Origin of the sequence: Arthrobacter tumbae, assembly GCF_016907495.1 — a bacterium.
Lineage (GTDB): Bacteria > Actinomycetota > Actinomycetes > Actinomycetales > Micrococcaceae > Arthrobacter_D > Arthrobacter_D tumbae.
Window position 1 is genome coordinate 3632090 of sequence record NZ_JAFBCC010000001.1, and the last position, 14886, is coordinate 3646975.

A 14886-nucleotide genomic window follows, 5' to 3' on the forward strand; every position below is an offset into this window, starting at 1 on the left:
GAGGCTTAACGTCAGATGCCGCCAGCAAGCTGCTGACGGCATCTGTTCACGCTAGGAGGAACTACGCCTTCGTGGACTCCGCGTCCGCTTCCCCGGTCCCTGCAGCGGGAGCATCGGAGCCGGCACCCGACGCGTCGACCGCCTCGCTGGAGGCGTCCTCAACGGGTGCGTCGCTCTCTGCCTGCTCGACGTCCCCGGCTGGGCGAACGAAATCCGAAAGGTCGACTGTTTCGCCGTTGGTATCGGTGACCACTGCGAGCTCCAGAACCTTGGCCAAAGCCTTGCGACGGCGAACTTCACCAACAATCATCGGCACCTGACCGCTCTGGTCGAGCATCTGCGCGAACTGGTTCGGTTCCATGCCGTACTGGCTTGCGGACGTCACGATGTAATCGATCAGCTCGTTCTGGCTGACACCGATTTCTTCCTTCTCGGCGACAGCGTCCAGAACGATCTCGTTCCGGAATGCCTGCTCGGTGTTCCCGCGAACTTCTGCACGGTGCTCTTCGGTGTCGTGGTCCGCACCGGCCGAATGGCTGCTCTCCGAATTGAAGTGCTGCTCCAACTGTTCCTCGACGACGGACTCAGGCACCGGAACCTCTACGAGCTCCAACAGCTTCTCAAGCACCTTGTCGCGCGCTTCCACGCCCTGCTCAACGAGCTTGTCCTCGGAAGACCGCTTGGCCAGATCGGCGCGCAGCTCATCAATGGTGTCGAACTCGCTTGCGAGCTGAGCGAAATCATCGTTGGCGTCAGGAAGCTCGCGCTCTTTCACTGCCTTCACTGAAACCGTGACCTCGGCAGCCTTGCCCGTGTGCTCGCCGCCGGCGAGCGTGGTCTCGAAGGTCGACGACTCGTCAGCGCTCAGGCCGGTCACCGCTTCATCCATGCCTTCCAGCATGGTGCCCGAGCCCACCTGGTAAGAGATGTCAACAGCGGAGTCCACTTCCTCGCCGTCGACTTTCGCAGTCAGATCGAGGGTGAGGAAGTCGCCGTCGGTGGCGGGGCGGTCCACATCCTTCAGCGTGCCGAAGCGTCCGCGCAGCTCGTCAAGTGACTTCACGACGTCGTCGTCAGAGGCTTTCGCAGCTTCAACGGTCACTTCGAGGCCGGAGTACTCCGGAAGGTCGATTTCGGGACGGACGTCGAGCTCAACCGTGAAGAGGAGCTGGCCATCCTGCGCGGCGGGATCGGGAACCTCGGTGATCTCCACCTCGGGCCGGCTCAGCGGGCGGATCTTCGTGTCCTGGACAGCGCTCTGGTAAAAGCCGTTGAGGCCGTCGTTGATGGCTGTCTCAATGACGTAACCGCGCCCTACCCGCTGGTCAATCAGCTTGTTGGGAACCTTGCCCTTACGGAAACCCGGAACCTGCACCTGGGTGGCGATGGTCTTGTAGGCAGCTTCGATGTTCGGCTTGAGTTCCTCGAAAGGGACCTCCACGTTGAGCTTCACTCGCGTGGGAGTGAGGTTTTCGACAGCGCTCTTCACAGCCTGGTTCTCCTGAATGATAGGGATCGGTTCTGCACCGGGTATACGTATCCCGCGAAGGATCATGTCTGCACCGTTTGATACAGGTTTCTGCACCGTTGATCACAGAGTCGGGGTGACAGGAGTTGAACCTGCGACTTCCTGCTCCCAAAGCAGGCGCTCTACCAAGCTGAGCTACACCCCGTTGAGTGCAGAGGCAAGTCTACGAAAGAAACCGCAAGGTTGCACATTTTGAGAATTCGACGCCCTTATGGTGTAGTTATATGCGTTCCAGCCCAGCCGGGAATCGCGCGGTTCCACCGGGACGCGCTTTCGGCTGGTCGCGGGGATGTAGCTTAATGGTAAAGCCTCAGTCTTCCAAACTGATTACGCGGGTTCGATTCCCGTCATCCCCTCCACTTCTCCGACACTGCCCTTCCGCACAGTAGTGCTCGCCTGAATCAGGCCGCCTGGCAGTACGGACACCAGTACAGCTTGCGTGCACCCATCTCTGCCATCGCCACCGCCGTGCCACAGATCCGGCATTCCTGGCCGGTCCTTTTGTAGACATAGTGTGCCTCCTCCACCGGAACGGCGGAGCCGTTCCCCACGCCGGGAGACCGGTGATCAGGCGTCGTCGTAATAATGCGCCCGATACGCACTCCGTCGTTCATCAGGAGGACGAGGTCTTCCCACAGTGCCAGCGCGGTAATGTCCCCGAGCGCAACGCCCGGACGCCACGGGTGCACCCGACGCCGGAAGAGCACCTCGGCGCGGTAGACGTTGCCGACTCCGGCGATCACCGCCTGGTTCATCAGCGAGAGACCGACGGCGGTCCGGGTCCGCTGCAGCCGTGCGACGAATTCCGCCGGAGCGGTGTCTGCGTCCAACGGATCCGGTCCAAGCCTGGCGATGATCGCATCCCGCTCCGCAGCCGTTATGACTTCGCAGGCTGTCGGTCCGCGCAGGTCTGCCCAGCCGTGCGTGGCAACCAGTCTCACCCGTACCGCTCCCACGGGCGGTGGTGGGCCGGCATAGGCGGCGGGGTCGTCGTCGTCGGCGGTTTCCCTCTCCCCCACGCGCCGGGGTGCGCCGATGCTGGACGCTCCCCGGAACCGGCTGTCGCCGCCGAAGCTCCAGGCACCGTACAGACCGAGGTGGACACGCATTACCAGGTCATTGTCGAATTCGAGGAACAACTGCTTGCCGTGCGCGCGGGCGCGCGTCAGGACAGCTCCGTCGATCCGTTCCGCACCCTCGGCGAAACGGCCCTGCGGGCTGCTCGCCCTCAGCGCCTCACCGGCGAAGACCGATGTGAACTGGCGTGCGAGCCGGTGGATCGAATGGCCCTCCGGCACTACGGAAGAATCTCGCCGGTGGTCTCGTAGACAGCGATCTTGCTGATGCGCCGTACGTGCCGCTCAGCACCGCTGAAAGGCTCCTCGAGAAAGGCTTCGACGATGGCGGTGGCCTCCTCGAGGGAGTGCTGGCGCCCGCCTAGCGCCACGACGTTCGCGTCATTGTGTTCACGCGCGAGTCTCGCGGTGTCCAGGTTCCAGGCCAGTGCGGCGCGTACCCCACGGACCTTGTTCGCCGCAATCTGCTCCCCGTTGCCTGAACCGCCGAGCACAATGCCGAGCGCCTCGGCACCCGAAAGCTGATCGTCAACCACTGCCAGCGCCGCATTGATGCAGAAGGAAGGGTAATCGTCTTCTGCGTCGTAGACGGAGGGACCGTGGTCGATCAGTTCATAGCCCTTCGTGCTCAGGTGCGCGACGAGGTGCGCGCTGAGCTCCATGCCGGCGTGGTCGGTTGCGATATGAACGCGCATGTAAGGGTCCGTTCCGAGAGTGTGGTTGCCGGATCCAGAGTACTGTGCTGCGGTCATCGACGAAATGGTGAAGGCGCACCGTTCTGCGTAAGGTGGATCACACCGCGTTACCGCGCGGTACCACTCCCCACTCTCGGAGGCATCACCTTGCCAGGTATGAACCTGACGCGGGACGAAGCACGCCAGCGCGCGGCCATAGTCAGCGTCCACAGCTACGCCATCAATCTCGACCTGACCCGCGGCGACTCGATATTCGGGTCAACCACCGTAGTGTCCTTCGACGCCGAGCAGGGTTCGTCCACCTTCATCGACGCCGTCACCGCGTCCGTCCACCGGGTGACGCTCAACGGGGTGGACCTCGATGTGGCGGAAGTCGCCGACGGCATCCGGATCCGTCTGGACAACCTCGCCGCGTCCAACGAGCTTGTCGTTGATGCTGACATGCTTTACATGAACACCGGCGAGGGCCTGCACCGCTTCGTTGATCCAGTCGACAATGAGGTGTACCTCTATACCCAGTTCGAGGTTCCGGATTCCCGCCGTGTCTTTGCCGTCTTTGAGCAGCCCGACCTGAAGGCGACCTTCCGCTTCACCGTGACAGCGCCGTCGCACTGGGACGTCATCTCCAACTCCCCCACCCCTGAGCCGCTGGCAGCCGGCTCCGCGGACGACGGCGGGGCGCGCTCCACCTGGGCCTTCAAGCCGACGCCAGTGCTCTCGTCCTACGTCACGGCCCTCATCGCAGGCCCCTACCAGTCGGTGCGCAGTGAACTCACGAGCTCGGACGGCCGGACCATCCCGCTCGGCGTCTTTGCGCGCAAGTCGCTCATGCAGCACCTCGACGCCGAGAACGTCTTCGAGCTGACCCGCCAGGGCTTCGAGTTCTTCGAAGCGCAGTTCGGCGCCCCCTATCCGTTCGAGAAGTACGATCAGCTGTTCGTTCCCGAGTTCAACGCTGGGGCGATGGAAAACGCCGGCGCGGTGACTTTCCTTGAGAGCTATGTGTTCCGTTCGCGGGTGACCGAAGCCACCGTCGAACGCCGCGCAATCACGATCCTGCATGAACTCGCTCACATGTGGTTCGGTGACCTGGTGACCATGCGCTGGTGGAACGACCTGTGGCTCAACGAGTCCTTCGCCGAGTTCATGTCCACCCTGGCGTCCGCGGAGGCAACAAAGTTCACACAGTCGTGGACTACGTTCGCATCCCTCGAGAAGGCTTGGGCATACCGCCAGGACCAGCTGCCCTCCACCCACCCCATCGTGGCTCCGATCAATGATTTGGAGGATGTGCAGGTCAACTTCGACGGCATCACCTATGCCAAGGGCGCTTCCGTGCTCAAACAGCTCGTGGCGTGGGTGGGCCAGGACAAGTTCATGCAGGGGGTACGCGAATACTTCGGCAAGCACGCCTGGTCCAACACCGAGCTCTCCGATCTGCTGGTCGAGCTTGAGACAGCAAGCGGGCGTGACCTGAAGGAATGGTCAGCCCAGTGGCTGGAGACGGCCGGTGTCAACACGCTCCGTCCGGAGATTGAATCCGACGACGACGGCGCCATCACCTCCTTCGCTGTGCAACAGTCTGCGGTGGAGGACTTCCCGACCATCCGTTCCCACCGCTTGGCGATCGGTTTCTACAACCTGGCAGGCAACGGGCAGCTTGAACGGTCCCATCGGGTGGAACTCGATATTGCGGGAGAACACACGGCGGTCGAGGAACTCGTCGGGCTGCAGCAGCCGGATCTTGTACTGCTCAACGACGACGATCTCGCCTATGCGAAAATCCGGCTGGACGAACGGTCACTGCGAACCGCTACACGGCACCTGAAAGACTTCAGCGAATCGCTGCCGCGCACGCTGGTGTGGGCATCCGCCTGGGACGCAGCCCGCGACGGAGAAACTCCCGCGCGAAACTACGTCGAGCTGATCCTTCAGAACATCGCCTCGGAGTCTGACTCCTCAGTGGTTCTGGTGCTCCTGCGGCAGCTCGCGACCACCCTGGCGCTCTATGTGACTCCGGACGACCGGCAGCCCATGGAAATCGCTGCCGCAGACAGCCTCTGGGAGCTGGCGGAAAGCGCTGACTCCGGGTCTGACTCACAGCTGCAATTCGTGAAGGCCTTCGCTGTGCATGCTCAGACCGGCCCACAGTTGGACATCATCGAACGGATCCTTGACGGAACAGCAGCACCGGAGGGCCTCGCTGTCGATGCTGACCTGCGGTGGGAGCTGTTAACCAGCCTCGTAGTCGGCGGCCGGAAACTCCAGCGGGACATCGAAGCTGAACTCGAGCAGGACGCCACGGCCACCGGCGCGCTTGCCGCCGCGCAGGCGAAGGCGGCCATTCCTACCGCCGAAGCAAAAGAGGAAGCCTGGAGAGCCATCGTTGAGCGCTCCGACATGCCCAACGCTGCACAGCGTTCGGCGATCGCCGGCTTCACACGGGTTCATGACACGAAAATTCTGGAGCCCTTCGCCGGGAAGTACTTCGCTGCAGCGAAGGATGTCTGGGCCAGCCGGACCCACGAGATCGCCCAGCAGATCATCGTCGGCCTGTACCCGACCCGCCTGACAACGCAAGCCACCCTTGCCGCCACCGATGAGTTCCTGGCAGCACTGGACCCGGACCTTGCCTCGCTTCGCCGGCTTACCCTGGAAAACCGGGACGGCGTGGCACGCGCTCTCAGGGCACAGGCAGCAGACAAGTAGCTGCTGTTGTGCCGGTCGCACCCGTTGGCCGCTCCGCACACTGCGGTTACTGGCCAACGGGTGTACTTTGTGCCTATGAACCTCTCTGAGCATCACTATCTGGTGCGCGTGGTGTGGACCGGAAACCAGGGTGACGGCACCTCCTCCTACCGGTCCTACACCCGCGATCACGAGGTGGCATCAGCCGGCGTCCCAGTCATCTTCGGGTCCGCAGACCCGACCTTTCACGGCAATCCCGATCGCTGGAACCCGGAGCAGCTCCTCCTCGCTGCGCTCTCGCAGTGCCATATGCTGTCCTATCTCCATATGGCAGTGAAGAGCGGCATCATCGTGACTGCCTATGAAGACGCGGCTGAGGGCACCATGCGGCTCAACGCGGACGGCAGCGGCGAGTTCACCGGCGTGACGCTGAAGCCCCGCGTCACCATCACCGACAGCACCGTCAAACATACGGCCCAGTCAATCCACGCCGACGCTGCTGCGGCCTGCTTCATCGGACGGTCAGTGAATTTTCCTGTCCTGCATGAGCCGGTTGTGGTGGTCGGCGGGAAGGCAAACCCACTTGCCGAACCTCCTCGCGAGAAGGCCACGGCCTGACCAGCCAGGTCTCAATAACGGCGCGAAATGGCCGCCGGGAACAAGTCAGCGCTCACGCCCTGTCGACGACGGGTAATCTTGAGCTGCCCGACGAGCCCTGAATGTCCCCGGCCGCGTACAGGCCGATGACGCGTACAGCCCGATGAAAGGTATCCCTCATGCAGTTCCTTGACCAGCTCGGTTACGGCGGGAACATCATTGCCGCCGCACTGATCCTGCTGGCCGCGCTCATCCTCTGGCTCATACTCCGCGCACTGGTCAACCGCATGGTAAAGCGTGTGCAGAACGGTTATGAGATGTTCAAGAAACCGCATTTCCGGTGGGCTCAGCCGGTACTGCGCACACTTGACCACAAGCGCCGCATGCAACGCGCTGAGACTATCGGTGCGCTACTGCGCAGCACCACGGCGGTCACGATCGCGATCATTGCGCTCATGACGGCAATTGAGCAGCTCGGAGTCAATATCGGTCCCATCCTCGCAAGCGTGGGGATCGTCGGTATTGCCATTGGCTTCGGAGCCCGGGAAGTGATCCGGGACGCATTTCTGGGATTCTTCATCACCATTGAAGATCAGTACGGCATCGGCGATGTCATCGAGGTGGGAGATACCGTCGGGGTTGTGCAGTCGGTCGGGCTGCGAATCACCCGCATGGTGGATGAGAACGGTGCGATCTGGTATATCCGCAACGGTGACATCATGAAGGTAGGCAACCGGACACAGGGCAACTATGTACCGCCCGCAGCAGACGACGAAAAGGTGGAACAAGCCAATGAGCAGTGATACACCCGGCCCGATCCCCATCCCGTCGAGATTCGGTGAACCCATTGCGCAGTTGACACCCGTGGGGCCGCGCTTCGATCAGCCCTCGTATACCGACAATTTCTATGAGGCCGTCGGCGGGCACGACACCTTCGTCCGTCTGGTCGATGTGTTCTATTCCGGCGTGGCGTCCGATGAGCTGCTGCGTCCCATGTACCCGGAAGAGGATCTGGGCCCAGCCAAGGAACGCCTCCTGCTGTTTCTTGAGCAGTACTGGGGCGGGCCCAAAACCTACGGTGAGACTCGCGGCCACCCCCGTCTGCGGATGCGCCACCAGCCCTTCCTCGTCACACCGGTTGCCCGCGACCGCTGGCTGACGCACATGCGCGACGCCGTCGATTCCCTCGAGCTTTCACCCCTGCACGAGGCAACGCTATGGGACTACCTGGAGCGGGCGGCGCATTCCATGGTCAACTCGGCCTAAGACGTGCAGTACGCCGCTGCGGAGGCCTAGAGAACAGCGGCCTGACGCACGAGGACGTGCCCGGTTCCGGTGCTCAGCCGCGTCCAGCGGCTGTTGGTGAAGATACTGGCCCGCTCGCCCGGTGTCAGGAAGCCGAGGGCGAATGCACCAAAAGCTGCCCCTGCGGGCAGATCCGCAGGCGCATCTGCAACCGGGCGTCCCCAGATGATGCCGCGTGCGTTGTTGACGACGATCGCGCCCGGGGACTGCGGCACGGATTGAGCCACTTCCCGGATGCCCTCCGAGGCAGCGGCGAGCAGGAGATCGGTCGGAACTGACCCTTTCGATTCCCAGCCGGTCCGCGGCGGCAGGACTCCAGCCCAGACTTCGGTGACCGTTGTGGGCGGAACCGGCAGAACGGCGTCGTTCCCGGCCATGCGGGCCAGGCGGTCGGACACCGACGCCAGCGCCACCGTGGTGTCCAACTGTGCCGGTTCTTCAAGCGGAATGGTGCGCAGGCCGAGGACCGTCGGCGTCGCCTCGCCGAGAATGCGCGGGGCGAGGATGCACACGTACGCCGCAAGTACCTGTCCGTTGGCTTGGAGGCGAACTGCGCCGTCCTGGGCAGCGCGTGCGCGTCCCACATAAGTGCGCAGGTCCAGCATCACCTGCGGATCGGCGAGTGAGAGTTCGCGGGACATGGTGGAATGTTGAGACATGGTGCAATTCTCTCATCCGCACGCTTCTTCCCTCATCCGCCCGGTTGAGGCTGAACGCCGCGCAGTCTAATGTCGGTGATGGTCCCACTGAAGGCATGCTGCCGGATGAGGCGGGAACCGCCCAGGCACAGCGCCGTGTAGTACAAGGAGCCAACCATCACCATGTCCGTCCAGCCCGCGCAGGATCCCACCGCCGCCCTTGTGAGCCTTCTCGACCTGGACGGTGCCGCAGGAGCCCAGACGGATGAGGAGATCTTCGTTGCGACTCCGGTGAAGCAGCCGGGCAAGCGCGTCTTCGGAGGGCAGGTGCTCGCCCAGGCTTTGATGGCTTCGATCCGGACTGTGGAATCGGTCCGCTTCGTACACTCGATGCACGGCTACTTCCTGAGGGCCGGCGATGCCACCCTGCCGATCACTTTCGGGGTCCAGCGACTGCGTGACGGACGCTCATTCTCCGCGCGACGGGTCCACGCGTACCAGAACGGCGTGCCCATTCTGTCAATGATCGCTTCCTTCCAGCAACCAGACGACGGAATCACACACCAGGAGCTCATGCCGGCCGGCATTCCGGAGCCGGAGTCTCTTCCCTCGACGGCGGATCTCCTGGGCCGTTTCGATCATCCGGTCGCGAAAGCGTGGGCCTATGATCGCCCTTTCGACATCCGCCATATCGACTCCCCGCTCTATGTCGAGAACACAGGATCGAATGAACCCGTGAACGCCGTCTGGATGAAGACGTTCGGGGCGATGCCCACCGATCCCGCGATGCACCAGGCTGCTCTCGCTTACGCGAGCGACTACACGCTGCTCGAATCGATTCTGCGCCCGCACGGACTCACCTGGATCCATCCGGGAATGAGTGTGGCGAGTCTCGACCACGCGATGTGGTGGCATCGCCCGGTGCGCGTCGATGAATGGCTGCTGTACGTGCAGGCCTCCCCTAGCGCATCGGGTGCCCGTGGGCTGGCGCTCGGGAAGATCTATAACCGGACCGGAGATCTCGTTGCAACTGTTGCGCAGGAGGGCATGATCCGCGTGCCTGACGACGCCGGCAGCAAACTGAAGGGCGCGGTGCAAAAGAAGCTGATGGATCAGAAAATGCGTCGCTGGAAGAACTGACGTCCGTGCCTTAACTGACGGAGGGAACGCGCAGTCCGCACGCTCCCTCAGTCAGTGGTGTATCCCGCTCCTAGTCTCGGGTGAGACGCCGGTGTGTCACACGGTGGGGCTTGGCCGCATCAGGGCCGAGCCGCTCAATCTTGTTTTCCTCATACGCCTCGAAGTTTCCCTCGAACCAGTACCAGTTCGCCGGGTCTTCCTCAGTGCCCTCGTAAGAGAGGATGTGGGTAGCTACCCGGTCCAGGAACCACCGGTCGTGCGAGACGACAACCGCGCAGCCGGGGAACTCCAGCAGCGCGTTTTCCAGGCTGGAGAGGGTCTCGACGTCGAGGTCGTTGGTGGGCTCGTCGAGGAGAAGGAGGTTGCCACCCTGTTTCAGCGTCATGGCGAGATTCAATCGGTTACGCTCACCGCCGGACAACACTCCCGCCTTCTTCTGCTGGTCCGGTCCTTTGAATCCGAACGCGGAGACGTACGCACGCGACGGCATTTCAACCTGGCCGACCTGAATGTAATCGAGGCCGTCGGACACCACTTCCCACAGCGACTTGTTGGGATCGATTCCGCCTCGGGACTGGTCAACGTAGGAAATCTTGACGGAGTCGCCGATTCTCAGTTCTCCGCCGTCGAGCGGTTCGAGGCCGACGATTGTTTTGAAGAGCGTGGTCTTGCCGACGCCGTTCGGGCCGATGACGCCCACGATCCCATTGCGGGGCAGGGAGAAAGACAGTCCGTCGATGAGGATGCGATCGTCATAGCCCTTACGGAGATCGTGTGCTTCGATGACCTGGCTGCCTAGTCGGGGGCCGGGTGGAATCTGGATCTCTTCGAAGTCCAGCTTCCTGGTTCGCTCCGCTTCGGATGCCATCTCCTCGTAACGGGCAAGGCGCGCCTTGGACTTGGTCTGCCGGCCCTTTGCGTTTGACCGCACCCATTCAAGCTCTTCAGTAAGCCTTTTGGAAAGCTTCTGGTCCTTCTTGCCCTGAATCTCGAGGCGTGCACGCTTCTTCTCCAGATAGGTGGAGTAGTTGCCTTCATAGGGATACAGATGTCCGCGGTCCACCTCTGCAATCCATTCAGCAACGTGGTCGAGGAAGTAGCGGTCGTGAGTAACCGCGAGAACTGCACCGGGGTAGGCGGAGAGATGCTGTTCGAGCCACAGCACGCTCTCGGCGTCGAGGTGGTTGGTCGGTTCGTCCAGCAACAGCAGGTCCGGCTTCTGCAGCAGAAGCTTGCACAGCGCAACGCGGCGCCGCTCGCCACCGGAGAGAATCGACACGTCGGCCTCCGGAGGCGGGCAGCGGAGGGCATCCATCGCCTGTTCCAGCTGTGAATCGATGTCCCAGGCGTCCGCGGTATCGATGGCTTCCTGAAGCTTGCCCATTTCGTCGAGCAGCTTCTCGTAATCGGCGTCGGGGTTGGCCATTTCTTCGGAGATCTCGTTGAAACGCTGGATCTTGGCATAGATTTCGCCGACGCCCTCCTGCACGTTCCCGAGAACCGTCTTTTCCTCGTTCAGGGGCGGTTCCTGGAGGAGGATGCCAACTGTGTACCCAGGACTCAGCCTCGCCTCGCCATTTGAGGGAGTATCCAGACCAGCCATGATTTTCAGGATGGTGGACTTACCCGCACCGTTGGGCCCCACCACACCGATCTTGGCGCCCGGGTAGAAGGACATGCTTACGTCGTCGAGGATTACTTTGTCGCCAACAGCCTTGCGGGCCTTGGTCATTGTGTAGATAAATTCCGCCATACTACAAGGCTACGGCGTGAAGACGCCTAGAACATATTCGACCGCTCCCGGTGTTGACCGCGGCTTGGGGCTGCTACCGCTGATCCCCGACGAAGCACAGGCCGTTGGAAAGAACAGGAAGCTGCGTGACTGTCGAGGCGCCGCTACGGATGTGCCCGAAAACGCAGGTCTCTCCAAACGGCGCGGCCGCAGTCATTGCGTCCACCTCAAGACCAGTTGGAGTGGTGTCAATGGACACCTCGACGGAATCCGGGTCCGCCCCCGCCGACTCGAAGGCAGCCCGCAGCGCTTCCGCCTCCGGATTGGCTGTCTCGGCCGCCAACAAAGTCAGGGAATCCTCAAGACCGGCAGTGAAAGCATCAACTGTGGACGGATTGGGAGCAGCCGATACTGCAGGATCCGGGCTTTGCACCACCGGTGCCACTCGTAGAGCCTGAGACGGGCTTCCGGCAGCGTCAGTGCCGCAGCCACCCGCGGCGAGCACGATGCCCACACAGAGGAAGCACAGCAGTGCAGCTGAACGTGCTCTCCGGATGTCGATCCCCGCCGCTCCCTGATGTCCCCGCATGCGGTAATTCTGCCACGACGCTGCCGGAAACCATCTAGAAGGGTACCGAGGCCAGTTCCCTCTCCCCGCCGGCTTCTGCGTCGGCCGGGTCATCCGAGGGGTCAGGCGACGCCTCAACGGCCGTTCCCGGTGCGCCGTAACCCGGCGTGGACATCTCGCCAGTGGCGTAGTTCACGCCGTCGATCTCGTCATCTGCACCAGCCTGCACCGCAGGATCATTTCGGTCTGCACTTGACCTCCGGAAACTGGCTGTGCCGAACAAGAGATCATGCCCAGCCGAATCTGCATCGATCTCAACGGTAGTACCGCTCTTTCCCTCGTCATTGATCCATGTTCGAACCCGAAGCTTGCCCGTGACGAGGACGCGGTCGCCCTTCTGCAGGCTCACTCCCGCGTTGGTGGCCAACTGCCGGAACATTGACACCGAATACCAGTTGGTGTCGCCATCCACCCACGCATTGGTCTTCTTGTCGAAGTAGCGATCAGTGCTACCCAGCCTGAATTTGGCGATCGGCAGTCCGCTGCCGGCTACCGCGCACTTGACTTCGGTTCCCACGAAACCGCGGATGGTCACATAGTTGCTCATCATTCATCCCTTCAAAGAACGAGGACCGACACCGGTGCGTCGGCTAGGTCCAGTTTCTGACGGTCTGAAAAAGGCAGAGCCTGCAAATGCGGCTATGTGGGAAACCGCAGTGCAATTTGTCCGCTGTGGAGGAGATAACGCAGACTAAGAACCGCTAAACTTGTGTGGGCAGTTCGCCCGCCCAGGCCCCCGTAGCTCAATGGATAGAGCAACGGCCTTCTAATCCGTAGGTTGCGCGTTCGAGTCGCGCCGGGGGCACCGGATCATCCCGGGAATGTCACTCGCAGTTCAAGATAATGCTGGCCCGCAACATCCTGCGAGTATTCCACGCGGCCAGCGATTCCCTCCAGCTCATCAGTCCCTGACCCAGGGATGATGTGTCCGGAACTGGCCGCTGCGTTTCCTTCAGCCAGCCCCCAGTGCTGGACGATCACGCTTCCGCGCCGGCCAAGCACGCTGCCAGTGAATACTTCTGATGCCACATAACCGGCTCCCCTGTTATTGCCGGCCATGAGCAGTTCAGCGACCGAAGAACCTTCGATATCGCCGGCGAACTCCTTGGTGGCACGGACGCGCGTCAATTCACTGTCCACACCTTCCACCGAATATGACTCAGGTTCCCACTGCGAAATATCGAATGCCGCCCGTACAACCTGTTCCTGCAGTTCGCTCATCCTCCCAGTATTGCGGCATCAGGCGCGCTGCGCATGTTCGCGAGACCGGTGTCTATCGGCTAAGCGGGAGCTGATCCGTTGGCCGTGACCCTCGAAAGAGCGTCTTCGTCCGCGGATCGAGCAGCACGAGATAGGCCGCAAACGCCACCCCTACCACCGCGGCAATCTGACGTGCCGTGCCGAGATCCAGTTCAATGTAGGGGAATATGTCCAGTTGGTCGGAGATCGCGTAGATCATGAAAAAGGAGACGAGGAAGTAGAGCACCTTCACCTGCCAGTCGTCCCTGATCCCGGTCACGGCGAACAGCGGAATCAGCCATACGACGTACCAGGACTGGATCATCGGGGCCAGAAGCACGACGGCGGTGAGCGACAGCGCCAGCCGACGGATCAGGTGGGCATGGTCCCCCCTGAGAACGAACCAGGCGATCAGTACCAGCGACACCACCGTGCCGATCCTGTGGACGACATCCGCCCACGACCAGCCGTCGAAACCGAGGGCGTCTCCGGTGAGAGCAACGATCATGCCGAGGAACCCGACCGGCGCATACCAGATCCACACACTCCCGGGGGTGCTGAGCGCGCCGACCCACCCGAAGCCGAAACCGTTCAGGATCCCGAGTATCCACAGGATTCCCAGGGACATCCCTGCCGTGATGGCCCAGTAGAGGAACTTGCGTGGCCAACTCGCGTCGCGACCGGCCCACATCAGTCCGATGAACGGAAGGAATATCAGCGTGATTGGCTTGATGCCGATGGACAGTGTGACCAGCAGGATCGACGTGACGTAACGTCCCTTCGCTGCGAAGTAGAGGCCGGCCACGGCGAGACCCACCATCAGGGAGTCGTTATGAATACTGGCCACGAAGTTCGTCAGGAAGAGCGGGTTGGCAACGGTGAGCCACAACGCCCGGTTCGGATTGACGCCGTGCAGTTCGGCGAGCCGCGGCACGTAGTACACGCACAACGCAACACCGATGAGTGCGAGCAGGCGAAAGAGCAGGATGGACAGGTCCGGCTGCCCTCCGGTTGCACGAACCACCAGCTCTTCCAGCCAAAGGAAGATGGGACCGTACGGAGTTGGGCTCTGTGCCCACAGGTCATCCGCTCCGATCTGCAGATAGTTGGAGATCTGGGAATAGCCGTCCTCGTAGGGGTTGAGCCCTGCGACCATCACCTGGCCCTGGGCGATATACGCGAAAACATCCCTGCTGAACAGGGGAAGCGCGAAGCACATAGGCGCGGCCCAGGCGAGGGTTGCCGCCAGAATTGTCCGGTGCGTCTCCGGTCCCCATCCCTGCAGGCGTTGACCGAGTCTCAGCCATGACCTGACGAGGAGCATCCCGCCCACAGCAAGCAGGAGGACGGAAAGGACTGCGCCAACCGGTTCGAAGCGTAACCAGATGATCGCCGGCACCTGACGGAGCTCCCTGGAAGCCAGCGAAAGCCAGCCAACGCCGAACGATCCAACAAGCATGAGCATGGAACCAATGAAGCCCTGGATAATCGCAATCCTGGGGCGCCCGATATGCGCGGTCACAACAGAAGCAGGCGCGGGGGCGGTCATTACGGGTGGGTCCGATCGTCAGTCTGACAGGGCGGTGCAATAAAGAATCGAGGTCGCTCGATTTTATCATT

General features: G+C 62.0%; 14 protein-coding genes and 3 tRNA genes. 7 read left to right on the forward strand and 10 right to left on the reverse strand.

Annotation, left to right across the window (positions count from 1 at the left end):
* Nucleotides 1-61: 61 nt before the first annotated feature.
* Together tig and JOD47_RS17095 are read right to left on the reverse strand one after the other, a co-directional pair.
* Complete coding sequence (gene tig / locus JOD47_RS17090) at nucleotides 62-1489, reverse strand: trigger factor (RefSeq protein WP_204536172.1); 1428 nt, start codon at nucleotides 1487-1489, stop codon at nucleotides 62-64.
* Between the two features lie 110 nt (nucleotides 1490-1599).
* A tRNA-Pro gene (locus JOD47_RS17095) sits at nucleotides 1600-1673 on the reverse strand.
* 140 nt (nucleotides 1674-1813) lie between these two features.
* Here JOD47_RS17095 and JOD47_RS17100 point away from each other — a divergent pair.
* Nucleotides 1814-1887: transfer RNA gene (locus JOD47_RS17100), tRNA-Gly, on the forward strand.
* A 42-nt stretch (nucleotides 1888-1929) separates the two neighbouring features.
* Here the strand turns inward: JOD47_RS17100 and JOD47_RS17105 are convergent.
* Complete coding sequence (locus JOD47_RS17105; RefSeq protein WP_204536174.1) at nucleotides 1930-2826, reverse strand: Fpg/Nei family DNA glycosylase; 897 nt, start codon at nucleotides 2824-2826, stop codon at nucleotides 1930-1932.
* Nucleotides 2826-3299 (reverse strand): ribose-5-phosphate isomerase, encoded by a 474-nt coding sequence (locus JOD47_RS17110; protein ID WP_204536864.1) that lies wholly within the window; start codon nucleotides 3297-3299, stop codon nucleotides 2826-2828. The genes JOD47_RS17105 and JOD47_RS17110 overlap by 1 nt, the downstream gene beginning before the upstream one ends.
* A gap of 156 nt (nucleotides 3300-3455) precedes the next feature.
* Here JOD47_RS17110 and pepN point away from each other — a divergent pair, with 156 nt between their 5' ends.
* The 4 genes from pepN to JOD47_RS17130 all read left to right on the forward strand — a co-directional run bounded on the left by pepN (nucleotide 3456) and on the right by JOD47_RS17130 (nucleotide 7850).
* Nucleotides 3456-6008 (forward strand): aminopeptidase N, encoded by a 2553-nt coding sequence (pepN, locus tag JOD47_RS17115; RefSeq protein ID WP_204536176.1) that lies wholly within the window; start codon nucleotides 3456-3458, stop codon nucleotides 6006-6008.
* 75 nt (nucleotides 6009-6083) lie between these two features.
* On the forward strand, nucleotides 6084-6605 hold the full coding sequence (locus JOD47_RS17120; RefSeq protein ID WP_204536178.1) for an OsmC family protein: 522 nt from the start codon (nucleotides 6084-6086) through the stop codon (nucleotides 6603-6605).
* A gap of 158 nt (nucleotides 6606-6763) precedes the next feature.
* Nucleotides 6764-7387: a mechanosensitive ion channel family protein gene (locus JOD47_RS17125; protein ID WP_204536180.1), complete on the forward strand. Its 624-nt coding sequence runs from the start codon at nucleotides 6764-6766 to the stop codon at nucleotides 7385-7387.
* Nucleotides 7377-7850 carry a globin gene (locus JOD47_RS17130; RefSeq protein WP_204536182.1) on the forward strand — a complete coding sequence of 158 codons (474 nt, stop codon included), beginning with the start codon at nucleotides 7377-7379 and terminating at the stop codon, nucleotides 7848-7850. The genes JOD47_RS17125 and JOD47_RS17130 overlap by 11 nt, the downstream gene beginning before the upstream one ends.
* A gap of 26 nt (nucleotides 7851-7876) precedes the next feature.
* Here JOD47_RS17130 and JOD47_RS17135 read toward each other — a convergent pair whose 3' ends face one another.
* Complete coding sequence (locus tag JOD47_RS17135; RefSeq protein WP_239548150.1) at nucleotides 7877-8548, reverse strand: DUF8185 domain-containing protein; 672 nt, start codon at nucleotides 8546-8548, stop codon at nucleotides 7877-7879.
* Nucleotides 8549-8710: 162 nt separating this feature from the next.
* On the opposite strand from JOD47_RS17135, the gene JOD47_RS17140 reads away from it, so the two are divergent.
* Nucleotides 8711-9667, forward strand: coding sequence for an acyl-CoA thioesterase (locus JOD47_RS17140; protein ID WP_204536184.1), 957 nt, complete (start codon nucleotides 8711-8713; stop codon nucleotides 9665-9667).
* 70 nt (nucleotides 9668-9737) lie between these two features.
* Here the strand turns inward: JOD47_RS17140 and ettA are convergent, their stop codons facing one another.
* The 3 genes from ettA to JOD47_RS17155 form a co-directional block, all read right to left on the reverse strand.
* The gene (gene ettA, locus JOD47_RS17145; RefSeq protein WP_204536186.1) at nucleotides 9738-11420 is read right to left on the reverse strand and encodes an energy-dependent translational throttle protein EttA; all 1683 of its coding nucleotides are present in this window, start codon (nucleotides 11418-11420) and stop codon (nucleotides 9738-9740) included.
* A 73-nt stretch (nucleotides 11421-11493) separates the two neighbouring features.
* On the reverse strand, nucleotides 11494-11988 hold the full coding sequence (locus tag JOD47_RS17615; RefSeq protein ID WP_239548151.1) for a DUF6993 domain-containing protein: 495 nt from the start codon (nucleotides 11986-11988) through the stop codon (nucleotides 11494-11496).
* Between the two features lie 34 nt (nucleotides 11989-12022).
* Entirely contained in the window at nucleotides 12023-12577 is a 555-nt protein-coding gene (locus JOD47_RS17155) for a single-stranded DNA-binding protein (RefSeq protein WP_204536188.1), read from the reverse strand.
* Between the two features lie 182 nt (nucleotides 12578-12759).
* Here JOD47_RS17155 and JOD47_RS17160 point away from each other — a divergent pair.
* A tRNA-Arg gene (locus JOD47_RS17160) sits at nucleotides 12760-12832 on the forward strand.
* Nucleotides 12833-12837: 5 nt separating this feature from the next.
* Here the strand turns inward: JOD47_RS17160 and JOD47_RS17165 are convergent.
* Nucleotides 12838-13248: a DUF3224 domain-containing protein gene (locus tag JOD47_RS17165; RefSeq protein ID WP_204536190.1), complete on the reverse strand. Its 411-nt coding sequence runs from the start codon at nucleotides 13246-13248 to the stop codon at nucleotides 12838-12840.
* A 52-nt stretch (nucleotides 13249-13300) separates the two neighbouring features.
* Nucleotides 13301-14815 carry a polyprenol phosphomannose-dependent alpha 1,6 mannosyltransferase MptB gene (mptB, locus tag JOD47_RS17170; RefSeq protein ID WP_204536192.1) on the reverse strand — a complete coding sequence of 505 codons (1515 nt, stop codon included), beginning with the start codon at nucleotides 14813-14815 and terminating at the stop codon, nucleotides 13301-13303.
* Between the last annotated feature and the right edge of the window lie 71 nt (nucleotides 14816-14886).

Bases quoted from the DNA above. Each gene is read 5' to 3' on its own strand.
- JOD47_RS17110 (WP_204536864.1), bottom strand. From the start codon at position 3,299: ATGCGCGTTCATATCGCAACCGACCACGCCGGCATGGAGCTCAGCGCG.
- pepN (WP_204536176.1), top strand. From the start codon at position 3,456: ATGAACCTGACGCGGGACGAAGCACGCCAGCGCGCGGCCATAGTCAGC.
- JOD47_RS17120 (WP_204536178.1), top strand. From the start codon at position 6,084: ATGAACCTCTCTGAGCATCACTATCTGGTGCGCGTGGTGTGGACCGGA.
- JOD47_RS17125 (WP_204536180.1), top strand. From the start codon at position 6,764: ATGCAGTTCCTTGACCAGCTCGGTTACGGCGGGAACATCATTGCCGCC.
- JOD47_RS17130 (WP_204536182.1), top strand. From the start codon at position 7,377: ATGAGCAGTGATACACCCGGCCCGATCCCCATCCCGTCGAGATTCGGT.
- JOD47_RS17135 (WP_239548150.1), bottom strand. From the start codon at position 8,548: ATGTCTCAACATTCCACCATGTCCCGCGAACTCTCACTCGCCGATCCG.
- JOD47_RS17140 (WP_204536184.1), top strand. From the start codon at position 8,711: ATGTCCGTCCAGCCCGCGCAGGATCCCACCGCCGCCCTTGTGAGCCTT.
- ettA (WP_204536186.1), bottom strand. From the start codon at position 11,420: ATGGCGGAATTTATCTACACAATGACCAAGGCCCGCAAGGCTGTTGGC.
- JOD47_RS17615 (WP_239548151.1), bottom strand. From the start codon at position 11,988: ATGCGGGGACATCAGGGAGCGGCGGGGATCGACATCCGGAGAGCACGT.
- JOD47_RS17155 (WP_204536188.1), bottom strand. From the start codon at position 12,577: ATGATGAGCAACTATGTGACCATCCGCGGTTTCGTGGGAACCGAAGTC.
- JOD47_RS17165 (WP_204536190.1), bottom strand. From the start codon at position 13,248: ATGAGCGAACTGCAGGAACAGGTTGTACGGGCGGCATTCGATATTTCG.
- mptB (WP_204536192.1), bottom strand. From the start codon at position 14,815: ATGACCGCCCCCGCGCCTGCTTCTGTTGTGACCGCGCATATCGGGCGC.